This window comes from Sphingomonas faeni, assembly GCF_024273235.1.
Taxonomy (GTDB): domain Bacteria; phylum Pseudomonadota; class Alphaproteobacteria; order Sphingomonadales; family Sphingomonadaceae; genus Sphingomonas; species Sphingomonas faeni_A.
In genome coordinates this window covers 1-26,704 of sequence record NZ_JANBVH010000049.1, presented here as the reverse complement: position 1 = coordinate 26,704, position 26,704 = coordinate 1, and the positions used below count along the sequence as shown (strand labels likewise).

Here is a 26,704-nt window from a genome sequence, read left to right as displayed (position 1 = left end):
CAGTATGAAGACGGTATACGGGTAATCGAAACTGCACTGGCTTGGACGTTCGCGGTATACTTGGCATTAATGATGGCAATGCTCTCGTGGGCAGGCAGCCAGGCCTCTAATCAGTTCGGTGACCTATAGTGATTATCTGTGGAACACCCCTCTGTACCGGATAAATCTGAGAGGGGTGCACTTGCTCGTCAGAAGAATCTGTATGTTGAAACGGATATGGACTGCTTTGAACCGTCCCCGCCCGGTCATGCGGTGGTTCCGGCTGATTCTAAGTTTCTTGGCTTGCGTGCCCGCAACCAGCCAGGCGCAGCGGGCTGGAATATGGGAGACCAGGACCAACGTCGCCGGTGCGTGGGTAGGTCAACCAGTTCGATATTGTGCACCTGCTGATGCGCCGTTGCACTCAATGAACTTATGGCCGGCGAACTGTACCGCGGTGAAAATCGGGAAGACGACCGCAGGGATCGTTTCCAAAGGTGAATGTCAAAGCGGCCAGCCCGGTACGCTGTGGATCATACGGCGAGAATTGTCGGGGGATCTAAGCCGCCAGTATCGTTTCTCTACCGAAAGTCACTTGGAACAGGCGGGCAAGCCGGCGCAGTGGACGCAACGCGTCGAGACAATAAATCGCTTTATCGGACCATGCGAGGACGTCGCCCGCAAAGCGGTACCCAACTCCATAAAACGACCTGAAGGTGCGTGGGCAATCCTGGGGTTTGCGCTGGTTTTCGTCCTGCAACTCATGGCGTTCGTCGGACTAATATATGCGACATACCGCGGAATGGCCTGGCTGTCGTTGCGGCTGGGACGTCGCGCCTACGAAAGAGCCGTGGTCGCCAATATCACCGTCGACGAGGCAGGCGCGGCGACTATACCCGTACTCGCAACCTTCACGGGAGTTCGCGGCCTGCCGTGGTGGTATGCAGTCGCGTCGAACAACGCCAAGCCGCTGCTCGTGATTGAACCTGGCGGCATTCGTTTCCGTGTCGTTTGCGAGCGCGAACGTCGTTACGGCGAGATCGAATGCGTCGATGTCAGGCAGGGCAGGGGAACCGTCAATCTCAACTTTACCTTCCACGGATCGCTGCTGAACTTCACTGCCAATCTCGGTGCCGTGCCGCTGGCAGCCCATGTGCTCTCCCTGCTGCCTCAATCCGTGCCGTTGTCCACGCGCGCCCTTGCTGTGAAGGCGATCAGCGTATGAATGGACTTATCCTTTCCATGTTCGTCAGCACGATTCTGAGCGGCGTGATCGCGACGGTCAGGGATCGTTCGGTAATCCTGTGGACGATACTAGGCGTGCTCACAGGCCCAATCGCCGTCGGGTTGCTCTTGTGCATGCCATCGCGGAAGGCTGTCTTGCCGCCAATATCGATCCGATCGCTCGCCAGCGAAATCCGCGAACTGGAAGAGCTACGGGAGCGAGGTCTCCTCTCCGACGACGAGTTCGCGCAGGGCAAGGCGCGGGTGTTGGCCTCGCCGCTCAAATCGGAGATCCCGCCTGCGCTACCGCCAAACCGAGCTTTGTCAGATAGCGGATGGACATGGGCGAGTTATCAGCCAGCTACCCGCGCAGCCTTTTTAGATCTGGCGCAACGCCATCGCCTCAATCTACAATGGCGAGACGACGTGCCTTTCGAGGTCGTCTGCACCTTTCCCGTGCAGCCGAGGCTTTCCTTCTCGATCACGCTGGCGCTCGAGAAAGGCTCGATCCATTGCTGGGGCGACGGATGGGCTTTTGATGGTGCAGCCGTGGGGAACCCAGGCAACGGCCTTCCGGCCGACCTCGCGGAGGGGTTGGATGCGTTGCTCGCACGCTCAGGTCGGTTGCTGTTGCGAACCACCTACCGCGACCCGTCACCGTTCTGGATATCGTTGCAGGTGCAGCGGAGCGGCCGCTGGCGGACGGTTCGGTCTCAGGCGGGTATTCCCATTCCTCCACTGTGGCGACGTATCGTTATCAGGAACGATGCCGTCTGACCGACAATGCCAATGAATCCCTACCTCGATCGCGGCTGCGCAACGAGTTGCTTGGGCGGGAAACCGGGCGCATGAAATAGCCATGCAACTCCGCGCCCCAACCCTCCTTATGTTTACTGCCATAGCGTTGGCGCAGCCGGTCTGGGCTTGGCAACAGGCCCCGTCCACGCGACCAGCGAATGCGACGATCATTGGACGGTATGAGTATCGCGACCGCGAGTTGGCTGCCCATCTCAATTTGCGAGCCGACCACAGCTTCGAGTACGGGGTCGACGGGCTTGATGCGCCTGTCGAGGGTGAAGAACAGCTCCACATGCTCGTGAAGGGCATTTGGCGGTTCGCAGACTTCGGGACCATCGCCTTGACGAATGCACCGACTGCTCCGCCATCCTTCCGTCAGACGTCAGCCGTCCGTGATCCCAAGGTGCGCGCTGCTTTCACAATCGTGGCAACGGACGGCAAGCCCGTCGAGAACCTCGGCGTGCTGACAGATGGCGGCGGGAGCGGTCAGCTGAATATGATCTCGGACGAGGGATGGACCATCCCGCTCCTCCATGGATGGAACACGGATGATGGTGAAAAAGGCTCACCAACCAAATTGCCGCAAAGCTGGGAGATTGTCCGTTCGAGCGACAACCTGACATTAGCCAAGGTCGCATTGTCGCCGAGCGGTCCAAACCGTTTTACCTTCAGTTATACGCGCAGCGCCATCGAGCCCTTCACCCTTGCGGCAAGGCCCGCCGACGGCGAGCCTGAAACGATGGAAGTCGAACTTGGCACTGCGAGCATCACGATGCGCAAAGCGGCAAAATAACTTTCCTATCGTATGATGTCAGCTTTGCATTTAGCCAGCGCGCAACCGCTATTGGGTGGTTAAGGAGCGGATCGCGCTGATGGGTGAAACACCGGTAACCCAGACCGTTGCCAGGGCTGCTCTACGTCCCCTGCGACGCTACGCGCGTTATGCTGGCCGCTCATCGCGAATGGAATATTGGTCCTACACAATCGCGACGAATGTCCTGCAAATTGCCTTGGCGTTCTTGGTAGGTCCAATATCGTGGATCCTATTCAGCGTCCTCTTTATCCCCTCGGTTGCAGTGCTGGTTAGACGGCTGCATGACGTCGACCGATCTGGCTGGTGGGCTTTACCCATGCCCTTGTTGAGCTTCCTGCTGCTGATCCTGTACGGTTTGACCGGAATCATGTTTGGTAATGAAGATGGGACAAAGATCGTCATCGGTATTGGGTTGACGGTTCCGACCATGCTCGCGCTCGGGATCACCTTGCTGGTCTGGACTTGTCGTCATGGCACACCGGGTTCCAACCGCTACGGGCCACCCCCTTCGTTTGTTGCGACGGCGTGATGTGCGAAAGCGGCAGGCGTTCCGGCTACGTCGAGAGGCGATCAAGGTCATCGGCAGTCGCACTGGACATGACATATCGGACTTGAAATCAGCCGTAAGTTGCGTCTTCTTCCGACCGGGATACCGCTAGCCCTAGCGAAATTCCCCAAGGTCCGCCTACAGCTCGTGGCAACCGAGCGAGCTCGCTTCAAGGGCGCAGAACAGGCTTCATCATTTCGGCGCCAGCCACATGATCCTTCTTCCACTGCATCGCACGACGTATGCGCGTTTCGCCTGATGGGTGATCGAAGAACAAGAATTCCTCGATGGGACCAGGCTCCAGCTTGCGATATTCGGAGAGCCGGATCGCGATCAGCGCAAAGGCATCGGGCTGGTGCGCGGCATCGAGACCAAACGCGTCCGCCTCGCTCTCAGCGGATCGGACGATCGCGCTCTGGAACGGCGTCGCTAGTGCCATAACAATGGTGGCGACGAGCAGCAGCGCCGGAGCCGCGGCGACGTCGGAAACGCTCTGAACGTGCCAGCGTGAATGCCGGGCGATTAGGATCGGCGTCGCTTTTGCTACAGCGAAGAACATCGCCAGGAAAAGCACTGCGAACCAGGCGGCGTTCCGCCAGACATGACCGAGCACATAGTGCCCCATCTCGTGGCCCATGACTGAGGCAACCTCATCGGGGCTCGTTCGGGAGAGTAGGTTGTCAGTTAGCGTAATCTGGACGGTCGGACCCAAGCCCGACACGTTTGCCGAAATGCGCTTGGTTTGGCGTGACAGGTCGGCAACGTAGATGTGGTCCGCCGGGATATTGTGTGCCTGCGCCATCGCCACGATCCGTTCGCGAAGCGGGCCTGCCGGCAACTCGCTCATCGTGAAGAACAGCGGAGCGACCAATACAGGGAGCACGGCGCTCGCGAGTAGAACGAAGGCCCAAGCCATGCCTGCGCCCCAAACCCACCAGAGACGCGGCGCGCGCCGTATTACTGCGTAGATCGCCGCAAACGCCAGTGGGGTAACGATCAGGGTAAGGAGCAGCGCCTTCAACTGATCGACAGACCACAGCGCAAAGCTTTGGCTCATCAATCCGTATTGGGCCTCGCGAACGTATCCCGTGTATATCGAGAAAGGTAGCATGATGATCGTGGTCACGAGCGTAAGGCCGAGCGCATAGAGCATCGTCGCAAGCACCTTCCGCTTGGTACGCGCTTCAGCCCAAGTCCGCAGCTGAGCCGAAAAGCCAGTCGCCAGCACGGCCCAATAGGTGACGCATGCAACAAGCGTGCTCCATAGGATTAGCCAGTATCCGCCCTCAAAATAGGCGTCGGATTGCGCCCGTGCTGGTCCGTGAAGCAGGTCGAGGTAAGCGCGCGTAGCCTGGCCGACATCGAAACCCTGCGCCACTGCCACCGCAGGAGCACAGAACGCCACGAGCGTTATGCCCACTACACTCATGCTTCGCGTGACAAATTGCATGACGACGCACCCCCTGGAAGTGGATGTAACCACGATCCGTACGGAGCTACAATCAAGATTTGAATGCTCTTTTCGAACAGGCGGTGTTTAGGTTGGGCCGCGTCTTGTCGCAAATGTGCCAGTTTTTGCTACAGCTTCACTATGACCAACAAGCCGAGTGCCGGACTGTCGCTAAGGTCGTTCACGAAATGCACGCCGTCTGGAATAAAGGCGACCGTACATCCGGGAGGAGAGGTGGGGGCGCCTAGTACGTCCGGGTATTAGGCAAGTTTCTGCGTCGTTCTTATTGCTGAGACGTTGAGCCGCTAGGAACAGGTCAGACCTTCTGAAATCTGGACCGCCTACGCGGAGATTACCATGAGCAACGCTACTGACACCCCGAAGGAACCACGCAACGATGAAGTCGCCAAGATAGCAGAGCTGATCGCGGACGCTCACGTGTGTATGTTCACGACCAATTCCGAAGGCCGCCTAATGAGCCGGCCCATGGCGGTCCAGAAGGTTGAGTTCGATGGTGATCTTTGGTTCTTTACCAAGCGTGGCGGTCGCAAGGTTGAACAGATTGGCCTAGAACCGCGCGTCAACGCCGCCTTCTCGTCGAAAAGCTCATGGGTGTCGGTGACCGGAAAGGCCGAAGTTGTACACGACGTACAGAAAGCTAAGCAGCTGTGGAATGCCGGTATCGAGGCCTGGTTTCCTAATGGCCCGGAAGATCCGGAAATTGTACTGCTGAAGGTTCATGCCGACGGAGCTGAATATTGGGACACTCCCGGCGCGGGAGTGGCGTCCATTCTATCCTTTGTGAAAGCCAAGGTGACGGGGAAGCCTTACCGTATCGAGGACGAGAAGGTAGATCTTTGAGGGCCACAAATCGGCCTGGCGGTGAGGCTCGAATTTAGCGCCAAGCATCGCGGCCACGGTTTTCTCGCACTGTCTGAGCAGCCGAGACGTCCTCAGCCTTTAGGTTGATGGACGCCTCGGCAATTTCGTCATCATGCGGGGGCATCGCCACAAAATATAAAAGGCTGCCCCTAGCGGGACGGCCTCTCCATTGTTGGTTACTGATGGCTTGTCCCTTAGAGCTAGACAGCCCCGCCAGCGGGGGTCGCACTCATTGGGTTTTCCGTTCGCGACGTATAACAATGAAACATTCGATCACCTCCTTCCAGTCGTTGAACAGTGAAGCAGATGCGGGTGTACTCATGGAAGGTTCAAGAACCTCATGATGGTAGGTGGCAACAACACATCGTACGATTGAGGTTGGAAGCTCATGAATTATATTATCAGCAACATCATTCCGATCGGGGCTGCGACCTTTGCCGGAGTGATCATTCTTTTTACAGGTTTCCGGAGTCGCCTACGCGGTGCAATACTCGCTGCTGCTACGCTGGCGCTGTTCTGGCTAGCGGCTATCCTGGCTGGAGCTTTGATACTGGCGCCGGTAAATGCGAGCCCGTGGACAGTCGCATTGGGCAGTGCTTTCATCATCTGGATCGGCTTCGTGTTGCCCGCTCTTTCGATCGCGCTCAGCTTACGCGGTCATCCGTGGTTGATCAGCTTAGCCGACGCGACCTGTGGCTGGCGATCATGCTGACCCAATCTGCCGTGTTGCATAGCGTTGGGCTCGTAAAGCCTAGTCCTGCGCCAGTAACGATTGGCAGTCCTCGGCCCTGACAGCTGAGTGAGCTGGCATAATGCAGCAATTCTAGAATCTGTCACCGGCGCCGGACGATCGAACGCCCCTTCGCGGGGCGGGGGGCAGCAGCGGACGCTTGATATCGTTTTCACGGCTGGTCCAGCGGGTTTGGTGGCTAGTGAGTAAGCGTGGTCTGAAGGTCGCGTTGTAGGCGGAGCGTTCAACGGGTTGATGGCGGCTCTTTGAACGGGGCCGTGATGTCAGACGAGGCTATCGAACCAGCTGCGGATGTAGCGAGTAGTCATACGACCGGTCATATGAGTGGTCGTATCGAGATTGTCGGTCGGGTGTCGGGTCGACGCCGCTGGACGGTCGAGCAGAAGCTGGCGATCCTACGCGATGCGTTCGGGCCGGATGGATCGGTCAGGGCGGCGGTCGAGCGTCACGAGGTCGGCAGCGGCGCGATCTACACCTGGCGGCGTCAAGCTATGTCGGGTGCACTGAGCGGAGTGCCGGCCCGGCCTCAGGCCACATTTGCCGAAGTCCGGATCAGCGAGCCGCCCGTGATGCTGCCGGCGCCGCCCGTCGAGGTGCCAGCGGACGCCCGGACCGCCGGGCAGATCGGCATCGAGCTGCCTTCGGGTGTGCGACTGACTGTCGACGGCGCTGTCGACGCCGAGGCGCTGTCGCGCGTGATCGACGTGCTGGCGCGATGATCCCGCAGCCGACATCGACGCGGATATTCCTGGCGTGCGGCGTCACCGACATGCGCAAGGGCTTCGATGGCCTGGCGGTATTGGTGCAGCAGGTGCTTCAGGAGAAACCACATTCCGGTGCGCTGTTCGCGTTCCGTGGCAAGCGCGGCGACCTGATCAAATTGCTGTGGTTCGACGGTCAGGGACTCTGCCTGTTTTCGAAGCGGATGGACCGGGGGCGTTTCGTCTGGCCGGTGACCGCGACAGGCACAGTGGCGCTGACATCGGCGCAGGTGTCGATGCTTCTGGAGGGCATCGACTGGCGCCGCCCAGAGCGGACATGGGCACCAACATTGGCCGGCTGAAAACATAGCTTTTCCGCCATTTTTGCTCGTGTGAGAGTGCGCGAACTGCTATGGAAACGAGGTGTCGCAAGCCTCTCTTGCCCCATCTGATGCCGAGGCCCGGATTGCCGTGCTGGAGGCCTCGCTCGCCCGGGCCAATGCAGCACTTGCCGCCCGCGACCTGCTCATCGAGACACTGCGTGGGCAGATCGCCCGGATGCGGCGGATGCAGTTCGGCGCATCCTCCGAGAAGCTGACGCGCGAGATCGCCCAACTCGAACTCGCGCTCGAGGAACTGGAAACCGAGAGCGCAGTCCCGGAGATCGGCGCGGCCTTGTCAGACACGCCCGGGCGACTGGCACCAGTCCGTGCGTTGCCCGACCACCTGCCACGCGAGGAGGTCGTCCACGAACCCGCCTCCGGCGCCTGCACATGCCCGGACTGCGGCGGTGCGCTACGCCGCCTCGGGCAGGACGCACATGAGGTACTCGACGTCCTGCCGGTGCACTGGCGCGTCGTGCGGAACGTCCGACCGAAATATAGCTGCCGGACGTGTGAGAAGATCGTCCAGGCGGCTGCCCCGGTGAAGGCGGTCGCCCGCGGGAAGGCGACATTTGCAACGTTGGCGCATGTTGTCGTCTCGAAGTTCGACCATCATCTGCCGCTTTACCGGCAGTCCGAGATGATGGCCGCCCAAGGCCTGGACATCGACCGCTCGACGCTGGCGGGCTGGGTCGGCCAGGCAGCAGCGCTGCTCGACCCCATCGTCAGCCGCATCCGCGATGAAGTGCTGAAAGGCGACAAGATCCACGCCGACGACACGCCAGTTCCCGTGCTCGACCCCGGCCGTGGACGCACCGCGACCGGGCGGCTGTGGGTCTATGCGGTCGACGACCGCGCCTCCGGCAACACGACCCCGCCTGCGGCATGGTATCGCTTCACGACCGACCGCACCGGTGCACACCCGCAAACCCATCTTGCCGGATTTCGAGGTTTCCTCCAGGCTGACGCCTATGCCGGTTACGACGGGCTCTATCGAAACGGCGCCACCGAAGTCGCATGCTGGGCCCATTTCAGGCGCAAGGTGTTCGATCTCCACGAGCGGGTTGCCACGCCGCTGACCACCGACATTCTTGAACGCATTGGTACCTTGTACGGCATAGAAGCCGAGGTCCGCGGCAGGCCGCCCGACGTGCGGCTGGCGGCGCGGCAGAACCGGACGAGGCCGCTGGTCGATGCGCTGCGCGAGATACTCGACGCAGCACTGCGCCGGCTGTCGCCGAAGTCCGACATGGCCAAGGCTATTGCCTATGGCACGAAGCGATGGCTCGCGCTGTGCCGCTTCCTCGATGACGGGCGCCTGGAGATCGACAACAATATCGCCGAACGTGCGCTGCGCGGCGTTGCCGTCGGACGACGCAACTGGCTGTTCGCCGGTTCGAAGACGGGCGGCGAGCGTGCCGCAGCGATCTACACCGTCATCCAGACCTGCAAGGCCAATGGCGTCGACCCGCAGGCCTACATCGCCGACGTCACTGGGAAGATTGCAGCTGATTGGCCAGCAGCGCGATGGGACGAGCTCATGCCCTGGAACTGGGCCCAACAGCCTGCGAAGCCGGTAGCACAAGCTGCATAGTCCGCGGCCTGCCGGCCACGCTTACACTAGTGACGCGCAACGGCGCGCATCACTTTCCCTGCTTTTCGTACCGCATCGACTGTCCCTCGCGGATCACAGTCAGACCGTTACCGTCAGCCATCACATTGACCTTAGCGAAGTTGACCACGCCGATGTCGTTCGGCGTCAGGATGTACGCTAGAGCATTCGCGGTGCGCGCGTCGATTGGAAACCGGGCAGAGCGCAAACCATAAGACGACATTGAGAACATGACCCAGCGTGGCTCACGCTTCTCGTCCGCCGGGAGCGTCCAGCCGTCTGATTGCGTGTAGCCTTCGAGAGGATCACCGGTGTCGAAGCCGACTACGAGATCTACACCGGGAACGCCCCTTCCGGACGGTATCGTCACCTTCAGCCGCAGTTTGCTCGCCGGGTCACGACCGCCTGATCCTGTAGTGATCGTCGGCGGGACCGGAACGGGATCGTTTTCTAGTACAACGCGGTTACCCTGCGCCGTCCAGCGACCGTCGGCTTTCTCATCCAGCGATCCGACCGTCAGGAAATACTGGAACGTGCCATCCGCCTTCAGCCACAGACCGGAAGCTAACTCCATTTCGGAATGCATGTATTTACCGACGTGACCGCTGGCGACTGCTGACGCCAAGGGAATGATCGGTGGCGGCGGCTTGGCCTCTGGCTCGATCTGCGCGTCGATCGCTTTGATAACCGCCGCGCGCTTGTCAGCGGGGACCTTCTGTTCGTCCAGCGCCGCGGTGATCTCGTTCGGCTCAGAATAGTGCTTGCTGGCCAATTGCCCCGCTGCCTTGTTCTCGATACCGAGTGCCAGAAGCGCGAAGACGCTCCGAGCCGCGATGTCGCTCGACGTGTACAGGTAGATGCCGCCTTTCCTGTAGTCCTCCCGCTTAATCCGGCACAGATGCTCCTGTATCACGACGGCAAAGCTGTCTTTCTGGACTGGCTTAAAGTCGTTGTCCCCAGCCTCGTGGGGAAGATGCACGACGCCGCCATTGGAACGCGCTGCAACTGATGCCACCTCCCGCAAGAGCTTTCGCGCGCAGTCCACCTCGGTATCGATAGCAAAGCTGCTTGCGCCATACTTGTCCGGCTTGGGAAGGTGTAGATTGACCCGCGCTGTTCGCATCTCACCCTTCACCCTTACGGACTCGCCGACAAAGGTTATGACCATTGTGTCGCTGGCCACGATCATGCGCTCGTCTGTGAACTGCCATGGCTCTGAAGCTGCCGGTGACACACTCGTACCCGCCAATACGGTCCACGCCAAATTCGACAGCAGTATCCGCATGGCTTGTACCCGCCTCCAAGATAATTATGCGCACGATTTCTCGATTTGCGCGATTCTAGCCGATCAGGCTTTCTCAACAAGGTCGTTACTCTAATACAAGGCGCGTCAGGCGGTTATCACCAAAAAGGCTACTGTAATCAGCGCCGCATTTGTCAAAAAGGGTATACCCTGAATGGGCATGGGCTTTGGTACACGAAACCCGTTCAATCAGGGTCGGTAGCAGCTAAAATGAACACCTCATTATGAGGGTCTAGAGGCTGCCTGAACACATTAGCGATGCGCGACTGACTCAGCCGCGCGGATCGCTGCGTCAGCCTCTGCCTGTAGACGGCGATCACGAGCAATCTTGGCGAGCAGCGTTCGACTGCACCCAGTCGCATCCATTATATCGCGCCAGCTTCGGCCATCGCGGAGAAGGCTCGAGATCGCCGCGTTGCGGGTCTTGTTCTCGGGGCGTCCCTTATAAAGGCCCGCTGCCTTGGCTTTCGCAGTGCCTTCGGCCTGTCGACGACGGCGATCCTCATAGTCCTTGCGGGCAACCGCGGCGAGTACGTCCAGCATCATGGCGTTGACCGCTGCGAACATTCGGCCGGTGAACTCATCGGTCGGTGCCGTCAGGATCCAGGACGTCGGCAGGTCGAGCGCGACGATCCGGACCTGCTTGGTGTCGAGCAGATTGCGCAGCTTGATCCAGTCCGGTGAGGTGAGGCGAGAAAGCCGATCAACCTGCTCGACCAGGAGCACGTCTCCCGGCTCGCAATCCGATAGCAGGCGGAACAGCTCGGGCCGGTGAAGCTTGGCACCACTTTCGTTTTCAACATAGCGGGCCGCAATCCTAATCCCGTGCTCCGTCGCAAACACGTCGAGGGCGCTCTTGGCGCGCGACGCATCCTGTTCGGAGGTAGATTTGCGAAGATAGGCTCGGATGAACATGCCGCAGTCTGCTATATATGGTACTTATTAGTCCAGTCCTTTTTACGCAGTCAGGACGGTGATAAAGTACCAGCGATTGGGGGGGGGGCTGCGAAAGGCATACCCTAAAAGCACTGTACTGCAGACGGACGTTTCGCACCGGCTTAGATATCGGGCAGGGGGGTAGGCGCGCGGTATCCCGTTGATGTTCGTGCTATCAATGACACCGTTTCCGCAAGGCTGGTCGTGCGGCGGCGTCAGCTAGATGATCATGCCGTCCGATGCATATCTGTGATCGACGCCGTGACCGCCGTCGCGCTTTGGACTTCCGATGCCTGCGCCGCTGCCGCCATCAGATCGATGTCCGTCAGATCGCGGCGATCGATCCACCATTTGGCGTCAGTGACCTGGAGGCAAGCGTACCAGTCGGCGTCGCTGTTGGAATTTGTTAGCGCTGCGAGCCGCTTGGTCCTGATCGTCGACGCCCAGCTGATTTGCCGATCGGTCCCAGTCAGCGGCGGAAGAACGAGGTGTGAGACAGCGGCGCTGCTTGACGCTGCCGCAGCGACCTCCTCAGCACGCTTTTCCGCAACGAAGCAGTCTCGACAGGTAGTCGTCTTCAGCCACTTGGCCTTACGTTCCTGCTGGCTGTCAAAGCCGGTGAGATGATGAGCCTGCTCGTGACCGCAGGCATGAATGATCCGCTGTTCCATGGCCGGCATGATGCCTGTTCGTGGTTTGTGCGCAACGCCAATGAGTCAGGTTGAATCAGAATTGCGCCGAGTGCCTTTCGACCAGACGAATGGTCTGCCACTAAGCTGGCGCAACGCCGTCGGCGTTTACCAGATCTGGGCCAACCAACGTGCCGATGACCCGAACGCGTTTCTCAACGAGATCGACGGGAGTGAAATGCAGTTCCAGCTCGTAGCGCCCGCCGACATCACGTCGGAGGTAGAAGGTCCCGCCATCTCGGATCAGAGTACCTATTTAATTGATCCGGGTGCCAATCGCTACCATCGCTGCACCGTTGCTCCATCATGATTGTGTATAGTTGCGGGCTGTTCGTGCATGTAGCCAATGTGGACCAGCGTAAGCACATAATTCTGCTGACGTGTGCTCAGGCCATCCTCAGAGACTGATTTCGCGCCGTGCCATTTCTAAGAACGCCATCTCCCCAATTGGCGGGCGGGGCTCGGCTTTGAAGATGTCAGCTAGGTCGAGCAGATCCTCGTTAGAAAGGTTCGTGATCGAGGCTTCGATTTCGGCAAGGCGCTGCACGGCGCGATCACCGCGATCGGCGAGCCGCTTCATTCTTGTCTTGAGCATGCGCACTTCTACCACATTGGTCGCGGGGGCGGCAGGGGCATTCGCGGCCGGTCGGCTGAGAAATCGGGAAAAGACGTTTGCCAAAGAGTACGCGATCGAAGGTTCTCCGAAGGGACAGCACCGCGCTCTGGCAGATGTCGAAGTGCAGGAGCGTGCAGCTTGTCCGGTGAAAACGGCGAGTCCCTAGTGCATGCAGACCGTCGGCATTTACAGTAAAACTGGTGGAAAGCCGCCCGTCCGTTATCGGGCGGCGATCGCCGGTAAGCAGCCGTTCGTTCATTTGACGGGACGGGGGCCTAATTGGCTGGGTTTTGGTAGAAAGCGGACGGGCCGCTTTCGGCGTGTAGCTGCATTAAGCATTCGTTAGTTCACTGGATTGGTCACGGGCGTAAGCCGCTGATTACCCGTTTAGCAGCTCAGTCTCTTGCGGGTGACGATGTGCCGTAACCAGACTATCGTTGATGAAGCGGGACAAGGACCTCAAATCCCCGTGGGGTAGTGATAAACATGGGTACGCCTTAGGCTGCCGAGCAGCCAAACCTAACCCAAGCTGATAGCTTGATGAACTGTAAAGAGGACTTGGATTTGCGCACGCTATACGAACCGATCCCGCCTTATCATTCCGGCATGCTCGACGTCGGCGACGGGCATTCGGTGTATTTCGAGCGCTGCGGTACGCCTGGGGGGAAGCCCGCGGTGTTCCTCCATGGCGGGCCAGGCGGGGGCATCTCGGCAAAACACCGCCAGCTGTTCGATCCGACGAAATACGACGTGCTGCTGTTCGATCAGCGCGGATGTGGGCGGTCGACGCCGCATGCCGGGCTCGAAGCGAACACCACCTGGGATCTGGTCGCTGACATGGAGCAACTGCGCACGATGATCGGTGTCGAACGCTGGCTGGTGTTCGGTGGGTCCTGGGGATCGACGCTGGCGCTGGCCTATGCACAGACGCATCCCGAACGGGTGAGCGAGCTGATCCTGCGCGGCATCTTCACCCTGCGGACGTCGGAGCTCGACTGGTATTATCAGTTCGGCGCGTCGGAAGTGTTCCCCGACAAATGGGCGGCATTCGAGGCGCCGATTCCGGTCGCCGAGCGTGACGACATGCGTGGCGCGTACCGCAAGCGGTTGACCGGCGACGATCCCGCAGCACAGATCGAGGCGGCGAAGGCCTGGGCGTTGTGGGAGGGAGAGACGATCACCTTGCTGCCCGATTCCGCGACCAGCTCCGGGTTCAGGGACGCGCATTTCGCGCTGGCCTTCGCACGGATCGAGAACCACTTTTTCGTCAACAACGGCTGGCTCGACGAGGGGCAGCTGATCCGCGACGCGGGCATTCTGACGGGCATTCCCGGCACGATCGTCCAGGGGCGTTACGACATCGTGTGCCCGGCGCGCACCGCCTATGATTTGCATCGGGCCTGGCCCGAAGCCGACTTTCATTTGGTGGAGGGCGCCGGCCATGCCTGGAACGAGCCGGGTATCCTCGACCAGTTGATCCGCGCGACGGACCGCTACGCCGCCGATTAGGCGGACGAGCGAACCAGTCGACGAGGAATGGTGACGTCGGTGTCGCCAGCCTGTGAGATCGCTGTTGCCATCACGTGATGCATCGGCGCGCGCGTGCAGGCCGGGTCGGTTGCGGCGGCGTCGCCAGCGAGCGCCAGCGCCTGGCAGCGACACCCTCCCCAATCGATCTCGCGGCGGTCGCAGTTCCGGCATGGTAGCGGCATCCAGTCGGTGCCGCGAAACCGCGCGAATGCTTCGGCGCCGTTCCACAGATCTGCGAGCGACCATATGCGGACCGACGGAAAGTCCATGTCGGGAATCGTCTCGGCGGCGTGGCATGGCAACGCCTTGCCCGAGGGCGAGATGTTGATGAAACGCTGGCCCCAGCCGCCCATACAGGCTTTCGGGCGAGCCGCATAATAATCGGGGACGACGTAATCGATCGCGATCCGGCCGTGCAGTCGCGCGCGCGCAGCCTCGACGATCGCGGTGGTGCTCTCAAGCTGGCCGATCGTCGGCAGCAGCGCGTTGCGATTGCGCAGCGCCCACCCATAATATTGGACGTGGGCGATCTCCATGCGTTCGGAACCGAGCGCTTCGCCAAGCGCGATCATCTCTTCGACCCGATCGATATTCTGGCGGTGAACGACGAAGTTGCTCGTCAGCGGCAGGCCGGAGTCGCGGATCAGCGCGGCGGCACGCAGCTTCTTCGCATGGCCGCCACGATATCCGCCGGCGATGTCCGCGCGCAGCGCCTCGCTGTCCTGAAAGCTCAGCTGGACGTGATCCACCCCCGCCGCGATCAGCGCGCGCATCCGATCGGCGTCGAGCAGCACCCCCGAGGTAATGACGTTAGTATATAGCCCAGCCGCGTTCGCGTGGGTGACGAGCTGTTCCAGATCGCGCCGCGCCATCGGTTCGCCGCCCGAGAAATGAACCTGCAGCACACCGAGTGCGGCCGCCTGGTCGAGCACGCGGAGCCATTCGTCGGTCGCCAGTTCGCTCGCTGGCGGATCGAGCTTCAGCGGATTCGAGCAATAGGCGCACTGGAGCGGACAGCGGTGGGTAAGCTCGATGATGAGTCCCATCGGGGGAGGAGTCATAGCTGGATCGCTCCGCGGAGGGACAGATCTTCGAGCACTGCAACGACGTCGTTCGCGATAGTCTCGCGGGGGGCGTCGAAGCGGCAGGCGAGGTCGTCGACGATGGAGTCGGTGGTGCGCGCGCCGTCGACGAGCTTCAGGATCTCGACCGCGATCTCGTCGGGCATGAACAGCTTTTCAGGCGCGAGGATGATCCAGACGTCGCGAACGGTGTCGAAGCGGAACTTCACGCCGCGCTTGAAACGGGGAACGGCGCTCACTGCGCGTCCCGCGGCACGAACGCGCCGGGCGGGATCAGGCCGGGAGCCACATAGGCGAGGTACAACCCGTCGAGTTGCGACCAGAGCACGTCGCATTTGAAGCGTAACGCGGCCAGCACCGCCTGCTGTTTCTCCGCCGTATCGGCATGCGCCTTCACATAGGCGAGCGCGAAATCGCTGTCTTTCGGCGCCTGGGTAAGGCGCGGGGTGAAGTAGGACAGCGTATCGGGGGTGATGAAGTCGTAATGCGCGAGCATGCCGGATACGCGCTCGGCGATGATCGATGGCGAAAAGAGTTCGGTCAGTGACGATGCCACCGCCTCCAGCAACGTGCGGTCGCGGACGAAATGGACATAGGCATCGACCGCGAACCGGGTGGTCGGCAGGATCGCGTCGGTACTCTCGACCAGCGCACGGTCCAGGCCGACGCCCTCGACCAGCTTGATCCAGCGTTCGATGCCGCCGGGCTTGCTGCCATCGCCATCGTGATCCTCGATCCTCCGGCGCCATTCGCGGCGCAGCTCCGGGGTGGGCAGGCGCGCGAGCAGATGCGCGTCCTTCACCGGGATCTGGTTCTGGTAGTAATAGCGGTTCAGCGCCCAGGCCTGGATCTGGCCGCGGGTGAGCTTGCCGTCGTGGAGCAGGCGGTGGAACGGGTGGAGGATGTGATAACGCTCGGCGCCGATCGCGCGGAGTGCCGCTTCCAGGCCGGCGTCGTCCAGTACCTGGTTCATGTCGTAAACTGCATGCCGTCCTCGGCGATGATCCATCTCGCAGCTTCGGCGGTTGAGCGCTCGTGACTGTCGTCGAGCAGCACGGGGTTGGAATTGTTGATGTGGAGCGCAACTCTGCGACCGATCGTCAGGTCGGCGAGCGACGCTATCGAGCCTCCCACGCCGCTCATGCTCATGTGGCCCATACGGCGGCCGGTCTTGGTACCGAGTCCGGCGGCGATCATTTCGTCGTCGTCCCACAAGGTCGCGTCGAAGAAGAGCAGGTCGGCGCCATCGATCCGCGCGCGCAGGTCGTCGGTCATCGCCGCGCAGCCGGGGATGAAGAGGGCGCGATGCGTGCCGTCGGTAATCTCTGCGCCGACCGTGGTGTCGTCGACCCGGATCGGCTGCATGCCATCGCCATCCTCCATATAGAGCGGGACCTTGCCCGGCACCGCGAACAGCGTCGCGGTTAGCGTGTCGTCCAGCGCTACGGGCTGGTCCAGCATGACCGTGCGGCGATCGACGATCCCTTCCGCCAGCACGTCGAAGATCGGGTTGGCGGCAAGGATCGCATGGACCGCCGCGGACGCATGCAGCGCGAAGGCCTGGCGTTCGCGCAGGGTCAGCAAGCCGACGATCACGTCGACATCGCCGCCAGTCAGCACGACGCTCGCGATCGGCGTGGAGCGAAGGCCGTGCTGCGGGTGAAGCGCTGGCGTCATATCGATCTGTCGGCGCAGATCGGGCGACGCATTGAATACATGCCAATGGCTGCCATCGCCGCTGATTGCGATGCTGGCCTGCGTGCGCGGGCGCGCTGCGGCGTCGCCGGCGCGGGCGCGGCGGGAGGCGGGCGAATGGCAGTTCCATTGGGGGAAGCCGCCGCCGGCCGCCGCCCCCAGGACGATAACGTCCATCTGCTATCAGACGAGTTCGGCGCACGCATAGCAGTTGATTTCGGCGCCGAGGGCGATCTCGACGATCCGGGGCTTCTTCCAGGCCATGTAGGGTCTCCTATGCGCGGATATGCGCGGGATCGATCCTAACAATCGGTCTATGCGAGGGAATTGGCCTTAAGTACGACTTCGTTGCATCGCGGCGGACGGGTGGCTCGATCATGCGACCCGGTTCGCCACGAGATGCTCGACGACGCTCGGATCGGCCAGCGTACTGGTGTCGCCCAGACTGGACGTGTCGCCTTCCGCGATCTTGCGCAGGATACGGCGCATGATCTTGCCCGAGCGCGTCTTGGGCAGGGCCGGCGCAAATTGCAGTTTGTCGGGCGTCGCGATCGGGCCGATCTCGGCGCGCACCCATCGGCAGAGCTCGTCGCGCAGCTCGTGGCTGTGGTCGATGCCGTCGTTGACCGTGACGTACGCGTAGATGCCCTGGCCCTTCACGTCGTGCGGCATGCCGACCACCGCCGCTTCGGCGACATGCTTGTGCAGGACCAGTGCGCTCTCGACTTCCGCCGTGCCCATGCGGTGGCCGCTGACGTTGATCACGTCGTCGACCCGGCCGGTGATCCAGTAATCGCCGTCATCGTCGCGGCGGCAGCCGTCGCCGGTGAAATACTTGCCTGGGTAGGTCGAGAAATAGGTCTGGAAGAAGCGTTCGTGATCGCCCCAGACGGTGCGCATCTGGCCCGGCCAGCTTTGCGTGATGACGAGGTTGCCTTCCGCTGGGCCGATCAGCACTTCGCCCTTCTCGTCGACCAGTTGTAGCGTCACGCCCGGCAGGGGCTTGGTCGCGGAGCCCGGTTTCAACGCGGTCGCGCCGGGCAGGGGGCAGATCATTATGCCGCCCGTTTCGGTCTGCCACCATGCGTCGATGATCGGAGCACGTCCGCCGCCGACGACGTCGTGATACCAGCGCCAGGCTTCGGGGTTGATCGGTTCGCCGACGCTGCCGAGTAGCCTCAGCGACGAGCGATCGGTGCGCGTGACGAAATCGTCGCCCTCCTTCATCAACGAGCGCAGCACGGTCGGTGCGGTGAACAGCGTGTGGACCTCGTGCCGGTCGACGATGTCCCAGATCCGGCTGGCGTTCGGCCAGTTCGGCAACCCTTCGTACATCAAGGTCGTCGCGCCGTTCGCAAGCGGGCCGTAGAGAATATAGGTATGGCCGGTGATCCAGCCGATATCGGCGGCGCACCAATAGATGTCGCCGGGCCGGTAATCGAACGCCATGTCGTGCGTGTAGGCGGCCCAAAGCAGATAACCGCCGCTGGTGTGCAACACGCCCTTGGGCTTGCCGGTCGAGCCGCTGGTGTACAGCACGAATAGCGGATCTTCGGCCTTGACCGGCACGGCGGCGCACTCGGTGCCGACGCCTTCGGCTGCTTCGTGGTACCAGACATCGCGCGGATGCATCGTCACGGCGCCCCCGGTAGCCTTGACGACGATGACGCGTTTCAAGCCCGGAGCCTTCTCGGCGGCGGCATCGACATTGGCCTTCAGCGGAATCCGCTTGCCGCCGCGACAGCCTTCGTCGGCGGTGATGACGATCGTCGATCCGCAATCCTCGATTCGGCCAGCGATCGCTTCGGAGGAGAAACCGCCGAACACGACCGAATGCACGGCGCCCAGCCGTGCGCACGCAAGCACCGCAAAGGCAGCCTCGGGGATCATCGGGAGGTAGATCGTGACCCGGTCGCCCTTGGCGACGCCCTGTGCTGCCAGCACGTTGGCGAACCGGCACACCTCTGCATGGAGTTCGCGGTAGGTGATGTGGCGCGCATCGGCCTCGGGGCGGTCCGGCTCCCAGATGATCGCGACCTGATCGCCGCGTTGCACGAGATGTCGGTCGAGGCAATTCGCGGCGACGTTCAGTTCGCCGTCCGCGAACCATTCGATATGGAAATCGTCCTTCGCGAACGACCAGTCGCCTGCGATCGTTGGGGGCCTTGTCCAGTCCAACCGCTTGGCCTGTTCCAGCCAGAACGCGCCGGGGTTGCTCGACGCCGCCTCGTACAGCGTGTCGTAACGGTCCTTATCAATGCGGGCGTGCTTCGCCCAAGCGTTGGTAACGGGGAAGATGGTCTGTTCGGTCATAGGGATCCCGGCAGGAAAAGAGCCGCGGAACGACGACGTCCCGCGGCCCGGGTAAGGTCAGAAGAACAGGATCGCGCCTGCGGCCACCGTATCGGACTTCGCATCGTTGCCGTTATGCGCCTCGGCCTTGGTCCGGGTGTATTCGCCGATCAGCGTGACCCAACTAGTCAGGCCGTAGCGCGCCTGGCCGACCCAACTGCTGTTCTTGTCGAGCAGCGTCGGGTTGACCTCGTTGCGGGCAAGATCGAGGAAGCTCGCGCCGTAGCTTCCGCCGAGCGTGAACTTGCCGATCGTGTACGTGCCCTGGGCATAATAGCCGCTGCTGTCGCGCTTGCGCCCGGCGGCGTCGGTGGAGAGTATGAACAATCCGGTCGTACCGATGCCCGAGCCATTGTAATAGTAACCGAGCAAACCGAAGCCGGCATAGGTCAGCTTCGCGCCGACATCGAAGCCGCTGCCGGTGTAGCTGGGAGATCCATCAACCCCGTCATGCTTCTGGGTGATACCGCCAGCCCAGAGGTGTCCGCCGAGCTGATCCGACTTGAAGTCGTAGGTGACTTTACCCTGGAAGCCGGGCGAACCATTGACCTCCGAATTGCCGATCGTCTGGAGCGGCTGGAAGATGCCGGCGCTTACCTGGAGCCCGCCGAATTTGGGGCTGGAATAGGTGATCTGGGGCTGGAAGTCGGTGTAGATATAGCCGATGCCGATCCGCCCGAGCGAGGTGTTCGACGGCGCGACGTTGCCGCCGGTCGAGCCGACGCCGAGCAGTGTAATGTCGTTGAGGATCGCGTCCGAGCCGAACAGGCCGATGTCGCGACCGACCTTGATCGTGCCGAAATTGGGCTTTCCGAAGGTAAGGTAGGTCTGGCGGGCGTCGATGCCCGATGTGGCGAGCGCTTGCGGCGTACCGGCTGAATTGGCCCCGCCCACGTTAGAGACGCTGTTGATGCCGGGATACAGGCCAATATGCGCGGCGACGTCCCAGCCGCCCTGGTTGGTCGAGACGTCGATGCCGAAGATGCCGGGCAACAGGCCGTTGCGGATCGACGAGCTGCTTTTGCCGACTGCGGCGAGGCCGCCGACGACGGTATTGCCGGCAATCGCGTGGTCGCCATTGTCGTGGACGTAGAAGCCGTTGACCGACCCGGAGAATTTCACGGTCACGCCGCCGAACTCCATACCGACGCCGGCTTCGGTCATGCGGACGGAGCGCTTGTCGTCTAGCTGAGCCTGCGCGGCCTGTTGTGGCGCCTGAGGCGCACTGGTGGCGACGGCGGTAGGCTGAGACGGTGCGACTTCGGCGGTCTTGCGGGCAACGAGCGCGTTGTATTCGTCATCGGTGAGGATGCCCTTTTCCTTCAAGCGCAATAGCAGCTGACTGGTCGTGTCATCGGCCTGTGCGAAAGCGGGTGTTGCCGCACAGCACAGTAAAGTCCCGCCTGCCGCCGTTGCCAGCAGCTTGCCTAGTCCGATCATCGAAACCTCCCTTTTGCGACGCGATGTGATCTGCGTCTTGGTGCAAAGGCTGGCGGATACAGGCGGTCGCGAAAATTAGACTTTGGGTCCGGCTGGCGAATGACGTCAGGGTGCGATCGCGACTCCCCAGGGTGCGCGGCCGGCGGGGATCGTCGCGGTCACCTTGGCTGTGGCGATGTCGATCACCGACACGGTGTCGCTGAGGCCGTTGGCAGCGAAGGCGCGCCTGCCGTCGGGGCTGATCGCGAGGTGCCAGACGCGGAGGCCGACGGGAACGATCCGCGTAACCTTGTGGCTGGCAACGTCGATGAACGCGACGGCGTTGCCGCGGCCCAAGGCAACCAACGCGGTCTTGTGATCGGGGGTAAACCGGATGCCGACCGGCATGATCTTCTCGGGGTTAATGCCGGGGATTGCGAAGCGGATCGTGTCGGTTACCTTTCGAGCTGCGGTGTCGACGATCTGGACCGTCCCGCCGATCTCGGCCGAAACCCATAACTGTTTGCCGTCGCGCGTATATTCGACATGACGCGGACGTTGCTCGACCTCGGTGACGCCGGTCGGCTGGTGGCTGGCGATATCGATCCAGTGGAGCGAATTGTCGGTCTCGGCGGTCGATACCGCGGTCTTGCCGTCGGGACTGACCGCCATCCCCTCGGGCTCGACGCCGACCACGACCTGGAACGCGACTTTCCGCCCCGGCACGTCGATCGCGGTGACCGCGGCGTCGCGCTCGTTGGAGGCGAACAGCAACGTGCCGTCGGGGGAGAGCGCGAACGTTTCCGGATCCTCGCCCGAAGGCAGATCGGCGATGAGCTTGCCGGTCTTGCGGTCAATCACCTGCACGGCATTCTCGTCGCTGGCGCAGACGTAGAGCTGGGTACCGTCACGCGACAGGATGATGCCGCGCGGGCGACGGCCGACCGGCCACGTCGCGATCGGTTTCAGCGTCGCGCCGTCTATGACGGTGATCGAGTTTCCCTTCTCGTTGGAGACGTAGATCGTCTCCGCAAGTGCAGGAGCGGCGGCGGTCAACGCCAGCAGGGGGAGCAGGGTCAGGGTTCGCATTTGCCGACACTAACTCCGATGAGCGCGCAACACCCTGGTACCAAAGTGCAATAGGACGAGCGCGTGGGCTGTCCATAGGGTCCTGCCATGCCGCGTCAGATCGGCCGACGGCAATGGTGAGGTGTTTGGAATGGCTGGAAGAGTATCGCGGTTCGTCTTCGCGGCGTCGGCAATGGTCGCGGCCGGATCGATCGGCATCAATGTGTATGCGCATGGCAATGTGACGCCCCAAGCCGTCGACACGACCGCGCTGAAGGACATTGGCACCACATGGCTGAAGGTGAACCCGTATCGCGGCGACGCGACCGCGATCAAGATCGGCGAGAGCGCGTATGGCCAGAATTGCGCGCGCTGCCATGGCTTGGAGGCCATCTCCGGCGGGATCGCGCCGGACCTGCGCTATCTCGACGTCGGCGAGGCGGGTGACGAATGGTACATCCAGCGATTCCAGCATGGCTCGGTCCGCGATGGCAAGGTGTACATGCCGCCGATGGGCGACGTGCTGGGGCAGAAGGCCGGCTGGGCGATCCGTTCCTGGCTCGACACGAAGCATTCGGAGGAGTGATCGTGAGACCATCGCGGCGGGCTTTTCTCGGCGGCGCATTGGCCAGCGCCGCGCTGGTGCCGTTTGGAACGGCGGCAGCGGCACCGATCGACAAGATCAAGGCGAACGGCGTGCTGCGCGTCGCGGTATACCGCGATTTCGAGCCATGGTCGTGGAAGCGGGACGGCAAGATCGTCGGGATCGACGCCGAGATTGCCGAAGCCATCGCGAAGAAACTCGGGGTGCGTGCCGAACCGATCGACTTTCTTGCGGACGAGGGGGTGTCGGACGATCTCCGAAACATGGTGTGGCGCGGCTCGCTGGTCGGCGGGACGGTCTGCGACGTGATGATGCACGTGCCGGTCGATCGGGCGTTCGCGCTCGCCAACGACCGTGCGGTGATCGGCGCGCCCTACTACCGCGAAGGCTTCCAGATGGCCTGCGGTCTCGACACCGACTGCGAGGTCGCGCCCGCGGCGTTCAAGGGCATGCGCCTGGTTGCCGAGCTCGACAGCATCCCCGACTTCTATCTGTCTGGCTCGTTCGGCGGCGTGCTGCGCCCCGACGTCAAGCATCTCACCAGCGGTCAGGCGGCGATCGACGCAGTCAAGACCGGCGACGCCGACGTCGCGATGGCGAGCCGCGCGCAGATCGAACATGCGCTTCATGGCGGCAGCAAGACGGTGAAGGTCCGCAAAGGCCCCCTGCCAGCACTGCCGAGCGCGGGTTGGGACATTGGCGTGGCGGTCAAGGACGACAGCCGCGATCTGGCGGACGCACTCGATACGATGATTGCCGGATTTCGCACCGACGGAACGCTCGACGCCATTTTCGCACGCTACGGTGTCTCGCCGAAAATGCCGATCTCGATCTAGCGGTCGCGGCGACCGAAGGTCCTATGGGGCGGTGGCGAGTCTGAGATTATCCTGAGAAAATTCCAAGACGGTTCAAAGAACGGGTCGATCCAATGAATGGACGAACAGGAGGGGAGAAGACGATGACGTTTCGCATGACGCGCGCGGCCGCACTGCTGGCGGGGGCCGCCATGATGGCGACGACGCCGCTCGCAGCGGCGGTCAAGGATGCTGCCGTCCCGGCTGCGACGCCGGCGGCACCTGCCGCGCCGCCGATGGCCGGGGCCGGCCCGACCGACGCCGACCTGATGAGCGACGCGAGCACCCCCGGCGACATTCTGACCTACGGCATGGGGCCCAAGGCTCAGCGCTACAGCACGATCACCCAGATCAACGATACCAACGTCGCCAGGCTGGTCCCGGCCTTCTCCGCCTCGCTCGGTGGTGAAAAGCAGCGCGGCCAGGAATCGCAGCCGATCGTCTATGACGGCACGATCTACGTCACCGGCTCCTATTCGCGACTGTTCGCGTTCGATGCCAAGACCGGCGAGGAGAAATGGCAATACGATGCGCGTCTGCCCGACGGCATCATGCCGTGCTGCGACGTGGTCAACCGCGGTGCGGCGATCTACGGCGACAAGATCATCTTCGCGACGCTCGACGCGCACATGGTCGCGCTCAACCGCAACACCGGCAAGGTGATCTGGAACAAGACGCTGCAGGATTACGCGGCGGGTTACTCGAACACCGCGGCACCGATCATCGTCAAGGGCAAGGTGATCTACGGCAATTCGGGCGGTGAGTTCGGCGTCATCGGCAAGGTCGAGGCGCGCGACGTCAACACCGGCGAGCTGGTCTGGTCGCGGCCGACGATCGAAGGCAATATGGGTTCGCTCAACGGCAAGGACTCGACGATCACCGGCAAGACCAACGCGAGTTGGCAGGGCGATCAGTACAAGACCGGCGGCGGCGCGCCATGGCTGGGCGGCACCTATGATCCCGACAGTAATCTGCTCTTTTTCGGTACCGGCAACCCGGCACCTTGGAACAGCCATCTGCGGCCGGGCGACAATCTCTACACCTCGTCGACGCTGGCGATCAACGCCGACACCGGCGAGATCAAATGGCATTACCAGTATACGCCGCACGACGGCTGGGATTTCGACGGCGTGAACGAGTTCATCCCGTTCGATGCCAAGATCGGCGGCAAGATGATGAAGCTTGGCGCGCAAGCCAATCGCAACGGCTATTTCTTCGTGCTGGACCGGACGACCGGCAAGTTCATCTCGGCCAATCCGTTCGTGTCCAAGACGACCTGGGCAAAGGGCTATACCAAGGCCGGCCGGCCGATCTTCGACGATACCAGCCGTCCGGGTCCGCCTTCGACCGAAAAGGGTACCACGGTGTTCTCCGCGCCTGCGTTCCTCGGCGCCAAGAACTGGATGCCGATGGCGTATAGCGGCCAGACCGGCATGTTCTACGTGCCCTCCAACGAATGGGGCATGGACATCTGGAACGAGCCAATCGCCTACAAGAAGGGCGCGGCGTATCTCGGTGCGGGCTTCACGATCAAGCCGCTCTATCCCGATCATATCGGGGTGTTGCGCGCGATCGATCCGGCAACCGGCAGGATCGCTTGGGAATACAACAACAAGGCACCGCTGTGGGGCGGGGTACTGGCGACCGCGGGCAATCTGGTCTTCACCGGTACGCCCGAGGGCTATCTGAAGGCCTTCGACGCGAAGACCGGCAAGGAACTGTGGAAGTTCAATACCGGGTCGGGCGTGGTCGGTTCGCCTGTCACGTGGACGCAGGACGGCGAGCAGTTCGTCGCGGTCATGTCGGGTTGGGGCGGCGCGGTGCCGCTGTGGGGCGGCGAGGTCGCCAAGGCGGTGCAGCACATCAACCAGGGCGGGGCGCTCTGGGTGTTCAAGCTGCCGAAATCGTGATGATCGAGAATGGGATGTCTTCACAGGTATCCCATTCCCTGTCGCCGGCCGACCCGGTACACCATGCACGGGCAGGGGGGCATGACGTGGAACGGGTGCTTATAGCAGACGATCATCCGCTCGTACGGGACGGCCTCCGCACCGTCATCTCAGTCGCGTTCGACCAGTGCGAACTGTTCGAGGCGTCGTCGATCGCGGAGGCCATCGCGATCGTCGAGCGTGAAGGCGATTTCGACCTCGTCCTGCTCGATCTCAACATGCCCGATGCCGAAGGGTTTTCGGGTCTTGCCCAGATGCGCGACCGGTTCCCGTCGGTACCCGTCGTCATCGTATCGGGGGCGTGCGAGGGCGGGCTGATAAGTGCGTCGATCGCGAACGGCGCGGCCGGGTTCATCCCGAAGTCGCTCAAGCGCAGTGCGATCGTCGCGGCGATCCAGTCGATCCTGGCGGGCGACATCTTCATGCCGGAGGAATTCCGGACGATCGGCGCGGACAATGTCGAACTCGACGACATCCGCCGCCGCGTCGAAACGCTGACGCCGCAACAGCGCGTCGTGCTGGGGCTGGTCGTCGGCGGCAAGCTCAACAAGCAGATCGCGTATGAACTCGACGTTTCGATGACGACGGTGAAGGCGCACGTCTCGGCGATTCTGGCGAAGCTCAACGTCTATAGCCGGACCCAGGCCGTGATCCTGGCGAACAAGATCAATTTCGTCCCGGCACCGTTGGCGGCGCGGCACTGAGGAGATCAGCTAAGGGCGTTGGCGACATTCGATCCCCTTCGTCAGGCGATGCCCGCCATCCCCCCCTCGCGGGGGAGGATACTAGGCCACGTGGACAAAGGGCAGCCACAGCGTAACTGATGCGAGCGCGACGAAGCCGAGATATGACTCTGCTGTCTTGTCATAACGCGTTGCGACACGGCGCCAGTTCTTGAGCTTGCTGAACAAGCGCTCGACGAGATTGCGCCAACGGTATTTCTCGCGATCATGCGGGATCGGCATGCGGCGGTTACTTTTGGTTGGAATGACCGCCTCGACATCCGCCTTGGCGAGTTCCTGGCGGATGGCATCGGCGTCATAGCCCTTATCGGCAAGCAGGGCCTCAATCCGGTCAGCCAGCATCCCGAACAAGGGCCCGAAGCCCTTCACGTCGTGGGCCTGGCCCGGCGTCAGGACGAAACATAGCGGTCGCCCCTGACCATCACAGCGGGCGTGCAGCTTGGTTGTGAAACCGCCTCGCGAGCGGCCGAGCCCTTCGAATTCTTGATCCCTTTTTTTAGCCCGACGGCGCAGTGGTGCGCCCGGACTACGGTGCTGTCGATCATGTCGGCGCTGACATCCCGCTCGACGACAGCGGCGAAGGTTTCCAGCATGGCTTCGAACACGCCCGTCACGACCCAGCGACGATACCGCCGGAACACGCTGTTCCACTTGCCATATTCATCCGGCAAATGCCGCCATTGCGCGCCTGTCCGCGCCATCCACACCATGCCTTCGAAATAG

At 62.0% G+C, this 26,704-nt stretch carries 29 protein-coding genes and 1 pseudogene; 15 read left to right on the top strand and 15 right to left on the bottom strand.

Annotated features, from left to right (window positions below; genetic code table 11):
• Positions 1 to 406 precede the first annotated feature (406 nt).
• The 4 genes from NLI89_RS19365 to NLI89_RS19350 all read left to right on the top strand — a co-directional run bounded on the left by NLI89_RS19365 (position 407) and on the right by NLI89_RS19350 (position 3,344).
• Complete coding sequence (locus tag NLI89_RS19365; protein ID WP_254688474.1) at positions 407 to 1,204, top strand: hypothetical protein; 798 nt, start codon at positions 407 to 409, stop codon at positions 1,202 to 1,204.
• Entirely contained in the window at positions 1,201 to 1,980 is a 780-nt protein-coding gene (locus tag NLI89_RS19360; RefSeq protein WP_254688473.1) for an SHOCT domain-containing protein, read from the top strand. Before NLI89_RS19365 ends, NLI89_RS19360 begins: the two co-directional genes overlap by 4 nt.
• A 109-nt stretch (positions 1,981 to 2,089) precedes the next feature.
• Positions 2,090 to 2,794: a hypothetical protein gene (locus NLI89_RS19355; RefSeq protein WP_254688472.1), complete on the top strand. Its 705-nt coding sequence runs from the start codon at positions 2,090 to 2,092 to the stop codon at positions 2,792 to 2,794.
• Positions 2,795 to 2,873: 79 nt separating this feature from the next.
• A complete protein-coding gene (locus tag NLI89_RS19350) occupies positions 2,874 to 3,344 on the top strand; it encodes a DUF805 domain-containing protein (RefSeq protein WP_302675878.1) in 471 nt (156 codons plus the stop codon).
• 187 nt (positions 3,345 to 3,531) lie between these two features.
• Here the strand turns inward: NLI89_RS19350 and NLI89_RS19345 are convergent, their stop codons facing one another.
• The gene (locus NLI89_RS19345) at positions 3,532 to 4,812 is read right to left on the bottom strand and encodes a M48 family metallopeptidase (protein ID WP_254688471.1); all 1,281 of its coding nucleotides are present in this window, start codon (positions 4,810 to 4,812) and stop codon (positions 3,532 to 3,534) included.
• A gap of 357 nt (positions 4,813 to 5,169) precedes the next feature.
• Here NLI89_RS19345 and NLI89_RS19340 point away from each other — a divergent pair, with 357 nt between their 5' ends.
• The 5 genes from NLI89_RS19340 to tnpC all read left to right on the top strand — a co-directional run bounded on the left by NLI89_RS19340 (position 5,170) and on the right by tnpC (position 9,123).
• The gene (locus NLI89_RS19340) at positions 5,170 to 5,673 is read left to right on the top strand and encodes a pyridoxamine 5'-phosphate oxidase family protein (RefSeq protein WP_254688470.1); all 504 of its coding nucleotides are present in this window, start codon (positions 5,170 to 5,172) and stop codon (positions 5,671 to 5,673) included.
• A gap of 409 nt (positions 5,674 to 6,082) precedes the next feature.
• Positions 6,083 to 6,406, top strand: a complete 324-nt coding sequence (locus NLI89_RS19335; RefSeq protein WP_254688469.1) for a hypothetical protein — start codon at positions 6,083 to 6,085, stop codon at positions 6,404 to 6,406.
• Positions 6,407 to 6,765: 359 nt separating this feature from the next.
• Positions 6,766 to 7,164, top strand: a complete 399-nt coding sequence (tnpA, locus tag NLI89_RS19330) for an IS66-like element accessory protein TnpA (protein WP_254688468.1) — start codon at positions 6,766 to 6,768, stop codon at positions 7,162 to 7,164.
• Entirely contained in the window at positions 7,161 to 7,508 is a 348-nt protein-coding gene (tnpB, locus tag NLI89_RS19325) for an IS66 family insertion sequence element accessory protein TnpB (RefSeq protein WP_254688467.1), read from the top strand. The genes tnpA and tnpB overlap by 4 nt, the downstream gene beginning before the upstream one ends.
• Before the next feature lie 61 nt (positions 7,509 to 7,569).
• Positions 7,570 to 9,123 carry an IS66 family transposase gene (gene tnpC / locus NLI89_RS19320; RefSeq protein WP_439144550.1) on the top strand — a complete coding sequence of 518 codons (1,554 nt, stop codon included), beginning with the start codon at positions 7,570 to 7,572 and terminating at the stop codon, positions 9,121 to 9,123.
• Between the two features lie 49 nt (positions 9,124 to 9,172).
• Here tnpC and NLI89_RS19315 read toward each other — a convergent pair whose 3' ends face one another.
• The 3 genes from NLI89_RS19315 to NLI89_RS19305 form a co-directional block, all read right to left on the bottom strand.
• Positions 9,173 to 10,426, bottom strand: a complete 1,254-nt coding sequence (locus NLI89_RS19315; protein ID WP_254688465.1) for a hypothetical protein — start codon at positions 10,424 to 10,426, stop codon at positions 9,173 to 9,175.
• 270 nt (positions 10,427 to 10,696) lie between these two features.
• On the bottom strand, positions 10,697 to 11,359 hold the full coding sequence (locus tag NLI89_RS19310) for a recombinase family protein (RefSeq protein WP_254688464.1): 663 nt from the start codon (positions 11,357 to 11,359) through the stop codon (positions 10,697 to 10,699).
• A 248-nt stretch (positions 11,360 to 11,607) separates the two neighbouring features.
• Positions 11,608 to 12,051 (bottom strand): hypothetical protein, encoded by a 444-nt coding sequence (locus NLI89_RS19305; protein WP_254688463.1) that lies wholly within the window; start codon positions 12,049 to 12,051, stop codon positions 11,608 to 11,610.
• Between NLI89_RS19305 and NLI89_RS22010 the strand changes: the two genes are divergently transcribed.
• Positions 12,050 to 12,379 carry a hypothetical protein gene (locus NLI89_RS22010; protein WP_439144549.1) on the top strand — a complete coding sequence of 110 codons (330 nt, stop codon included), beginning with the start codon at positions 12,050 to 12,052 and terminating at the stop codon, positions 12,377 to 12,379. The genes NLI89_RS19305 and NLI89_RS22010 overlap by 2 nt on opposite strands.
• A gap of 87 nt (positions 12,380 to 12,466) precedes the next feature.
• Here NLI89_RS22010 and NLI89_RS19295 read toward each other — a convergent pair whose 3' ends face one another.
• On the bottom strand, positions 12,467 to 12,649 hold the full coding sequence (locus NLI89_RS19295; protein ID WP_254688462.1) for a hypothetical protein: 183 nt from the start codon (positions 12,647 to 12,649) through the stop codon (positions 12,467 to 12,469).
• 600 nt (positions 12,650 to 13,249) lie between these two features.
• On the opposite strand from NLI89_RS19295, the gene pip reads away from it, so the two are divergent.
• Positions 13,250 to 14,194 (top strand): prolyl aminopeptidase, encoded by a 945-nt coding sequence (gene pip, locus NLI89_RS19290; protein ID WP_254688461.1) that lies wholly within the window; start codon positions 13,250 to 13,252, stop codon positions 14,192 to 14,194.
• On the opposite strand, the gene pqqE is transcribed toward pip, so the two are convergent.
• The 8 genes from pqqE to NLI89_RS19250 all read right to left on the bottom strand — a co-directional run bounded on the left by pqqE (position 14,191) and on the right by NLI89_RS19250 (position 21,852).
• Positions 14,191 to 15,261 carry a pyrroloquinoline quinone biosynthesis protein PqqE gene (gene pqqE, locus NLI89_RS19285; RefSeq protein WP_254688460.1) on the bottom strand — a complete coding sequence of 357 codons (1,071 nt, stop codon included), beginning with the start codon at positions 15,259 to 15,261 and terminating at the stop codon, positions 14,191 to 14,193. The genes pip and pqqE overlap by 4 nt on opposite strands.
• 11 nt (positions 15,262 to 15,272) lie before the next feature.
• Complete coding sequence (pqqD, locus tag NLI89_RS19280; protein ID WP_254688459.1) at positions 15,273 to 15,536, bottom strand: pyrroloquinoline quinone biosynthesis peptide chaperone PqqD; 264 nt, start codon at positions 15,534 to 15,536, stop codon at positions 15,273 to 15,275.
• Positions 15,533 to 16,270 (bottom strand): pyrroloquinoline-quinone synthase PqqC, encoded by a 738-nt coding sequence (pqqC, locus tag NLI89_RS19275; protein ID WP_254688458.1) that lies wholly within the window; start codon positions 16,268 to 16,270, stop codon positions 15,533 to 15,535. Before pqqC ends, pqqD begins: the two co-directional genes overlap by 4 nt.
• Complete coding sequence (gene pqqB / locus NLI89_RS19270; RefSeq protein ID WP_254688457.1) at positions 16,267 to 17,169, bottom strand: pyrroloquinoline quinone biosynthesis protein PqqB; 903 nt, start codon at positions 17,167 to 17,169, stop codon at positions 16,267 to 16,269. Before pqqB ends, pqqC begins: the two co-directional genes overlap by 4 nt.
• A gap of 6 nt (positions 17,170 to 17,175) precedes the next feature.
• Positions 17,176 to 17,256, bottom strand: a complete 81-nt coding sequence (pqqA, locus tag NLI89_RS19265; protein WP_042466497.1) for a pyrroloquinoline quinone precursor peptide PqqA — start codon at positions 17,254 to 17,256, stop codon at positions 17,176 to 17,178.
• 111 nt (positions 17,257 to 17,367) lie between these two features.
• On the bottom strand, positions 17,368 to 19,305 hold the full coding sequence (gene acs, locus NLI89_RS19260) for an acetate--CoA ligase (RefSeq protein WP_254688456.1): 1,938 nt from the start codon (positions 19,303 to 19,305) through the stop codon (positions 17,368 to 17,370).
• Positions 19,306 to 19,362: 57 nt separating this feature from the next.
• Positions 19,363 to 20,784, bottom strand: a complete 1,422-nt coding sequence (locus tag NLI89_RS19255) for a porin (RefSeq protein WP_254688455.1) — start codon at positions 20,782 to 20,784, stop codon at positions 19,363 to 19,365.
• A 105-nt stretch (positions 20,785 to 20,889) separates the two neighbouring features.
• Positions 20,890 to 21,852, bottom strand: a complete 963-nt coding sequence (locus tag NLI89_RS19250; protein WP_254688454.1) for a PQQ-dependent catabolism-associated beta-propeller protein — start codon at positions 21,850 to 21,852, stop codon at positions 20,890 to 20,892.
• A 172-nt stretch (positions 21,853 to 22,024) separates the two neighbouring features.
• Between NLI89_RS19250 and pedF the strand changes: the two genes are divergently transcribed.
• The 4 genes from pedF (at position 22,025) to NLI89_RS19230 (ending at position 25,942) form a co-directional block, all read left to right on the top strand.
• Complete coding sequence (gene pedF, locus NLI89_RS19245; RefSeq protein ID WP_439144551.1) at positions 22,025 to 22,417, top strand: cytochrome c-550 PedF; 393 nt, start codon at positions 22,025 to 22,027, stop codon at positions 22,415 to 22,417.
• A 2-nt stretch (positions 22,418 to 22,419) separates the two neighbouring features.
• Complete coding sequence (locus tag NLI89_RS19240; protein ID WP_254688452.1) at positions 22,420 to 23,271, top strand: substrate-binding periplasmic protein; 852 nt, start codon at positions 22,420 to 22,422, stop codon at positions 23,269 to 23,271.
• Between the two features lie 254 nt (positions 23,272 to 23,525).
• A complete protein-coding gene (locus NLI89_RS19235) occupies positions 23,526 to 25,199 on the top strand; it encodes a methanol/ethanol family PQQ-dependent dehydrogenase (protein ID WP_254688475.1) in 1,674 nt (557 codons plus the stop codon).
• Between the two features lie 86 nt (positions 25,200 to 25,285).
• Positions 25,286 to 25,942 carry a response regulator gene (locus NLI89_RS19230; protein WP_254688451.1) on the top strand — a complete coding sequence of 219 codons (657 nt, stop codon included), beginning with the start codon at positions 25,286 to 25,288 and terminating at the stop codon, positions 25,940 to 25,942.
• Between the two features lie 81 nt (positions 25,943 to 26,023).
• Here the strand turns inward: NLI89_RS19230 and NLI89_RS19225 are convergent, their stop codons facing one another.
• A complete protein-coding gene (locus NLI89_RS19225) occupies positions 26,024 to 26,632 on the bottom strand; it encodes an IS5 family transposase (protein ID WP_254688450.1) in 609 nt (202 codons plus the stop codon).
• Positions 26,632 to 26,682 (bottom strand): annotated as a pseudogene (locus tag NLI89_RS19220) (hypothetical protein); the annotation flags it as partial. The pseudogene NLI89_RS19220 and the gene NLI89_RS19225, both read right to left, overlap by 1 nt.
• Between the last annotated feature and the right edge of the window lie 22 nt (positions 26,683 to 26,704).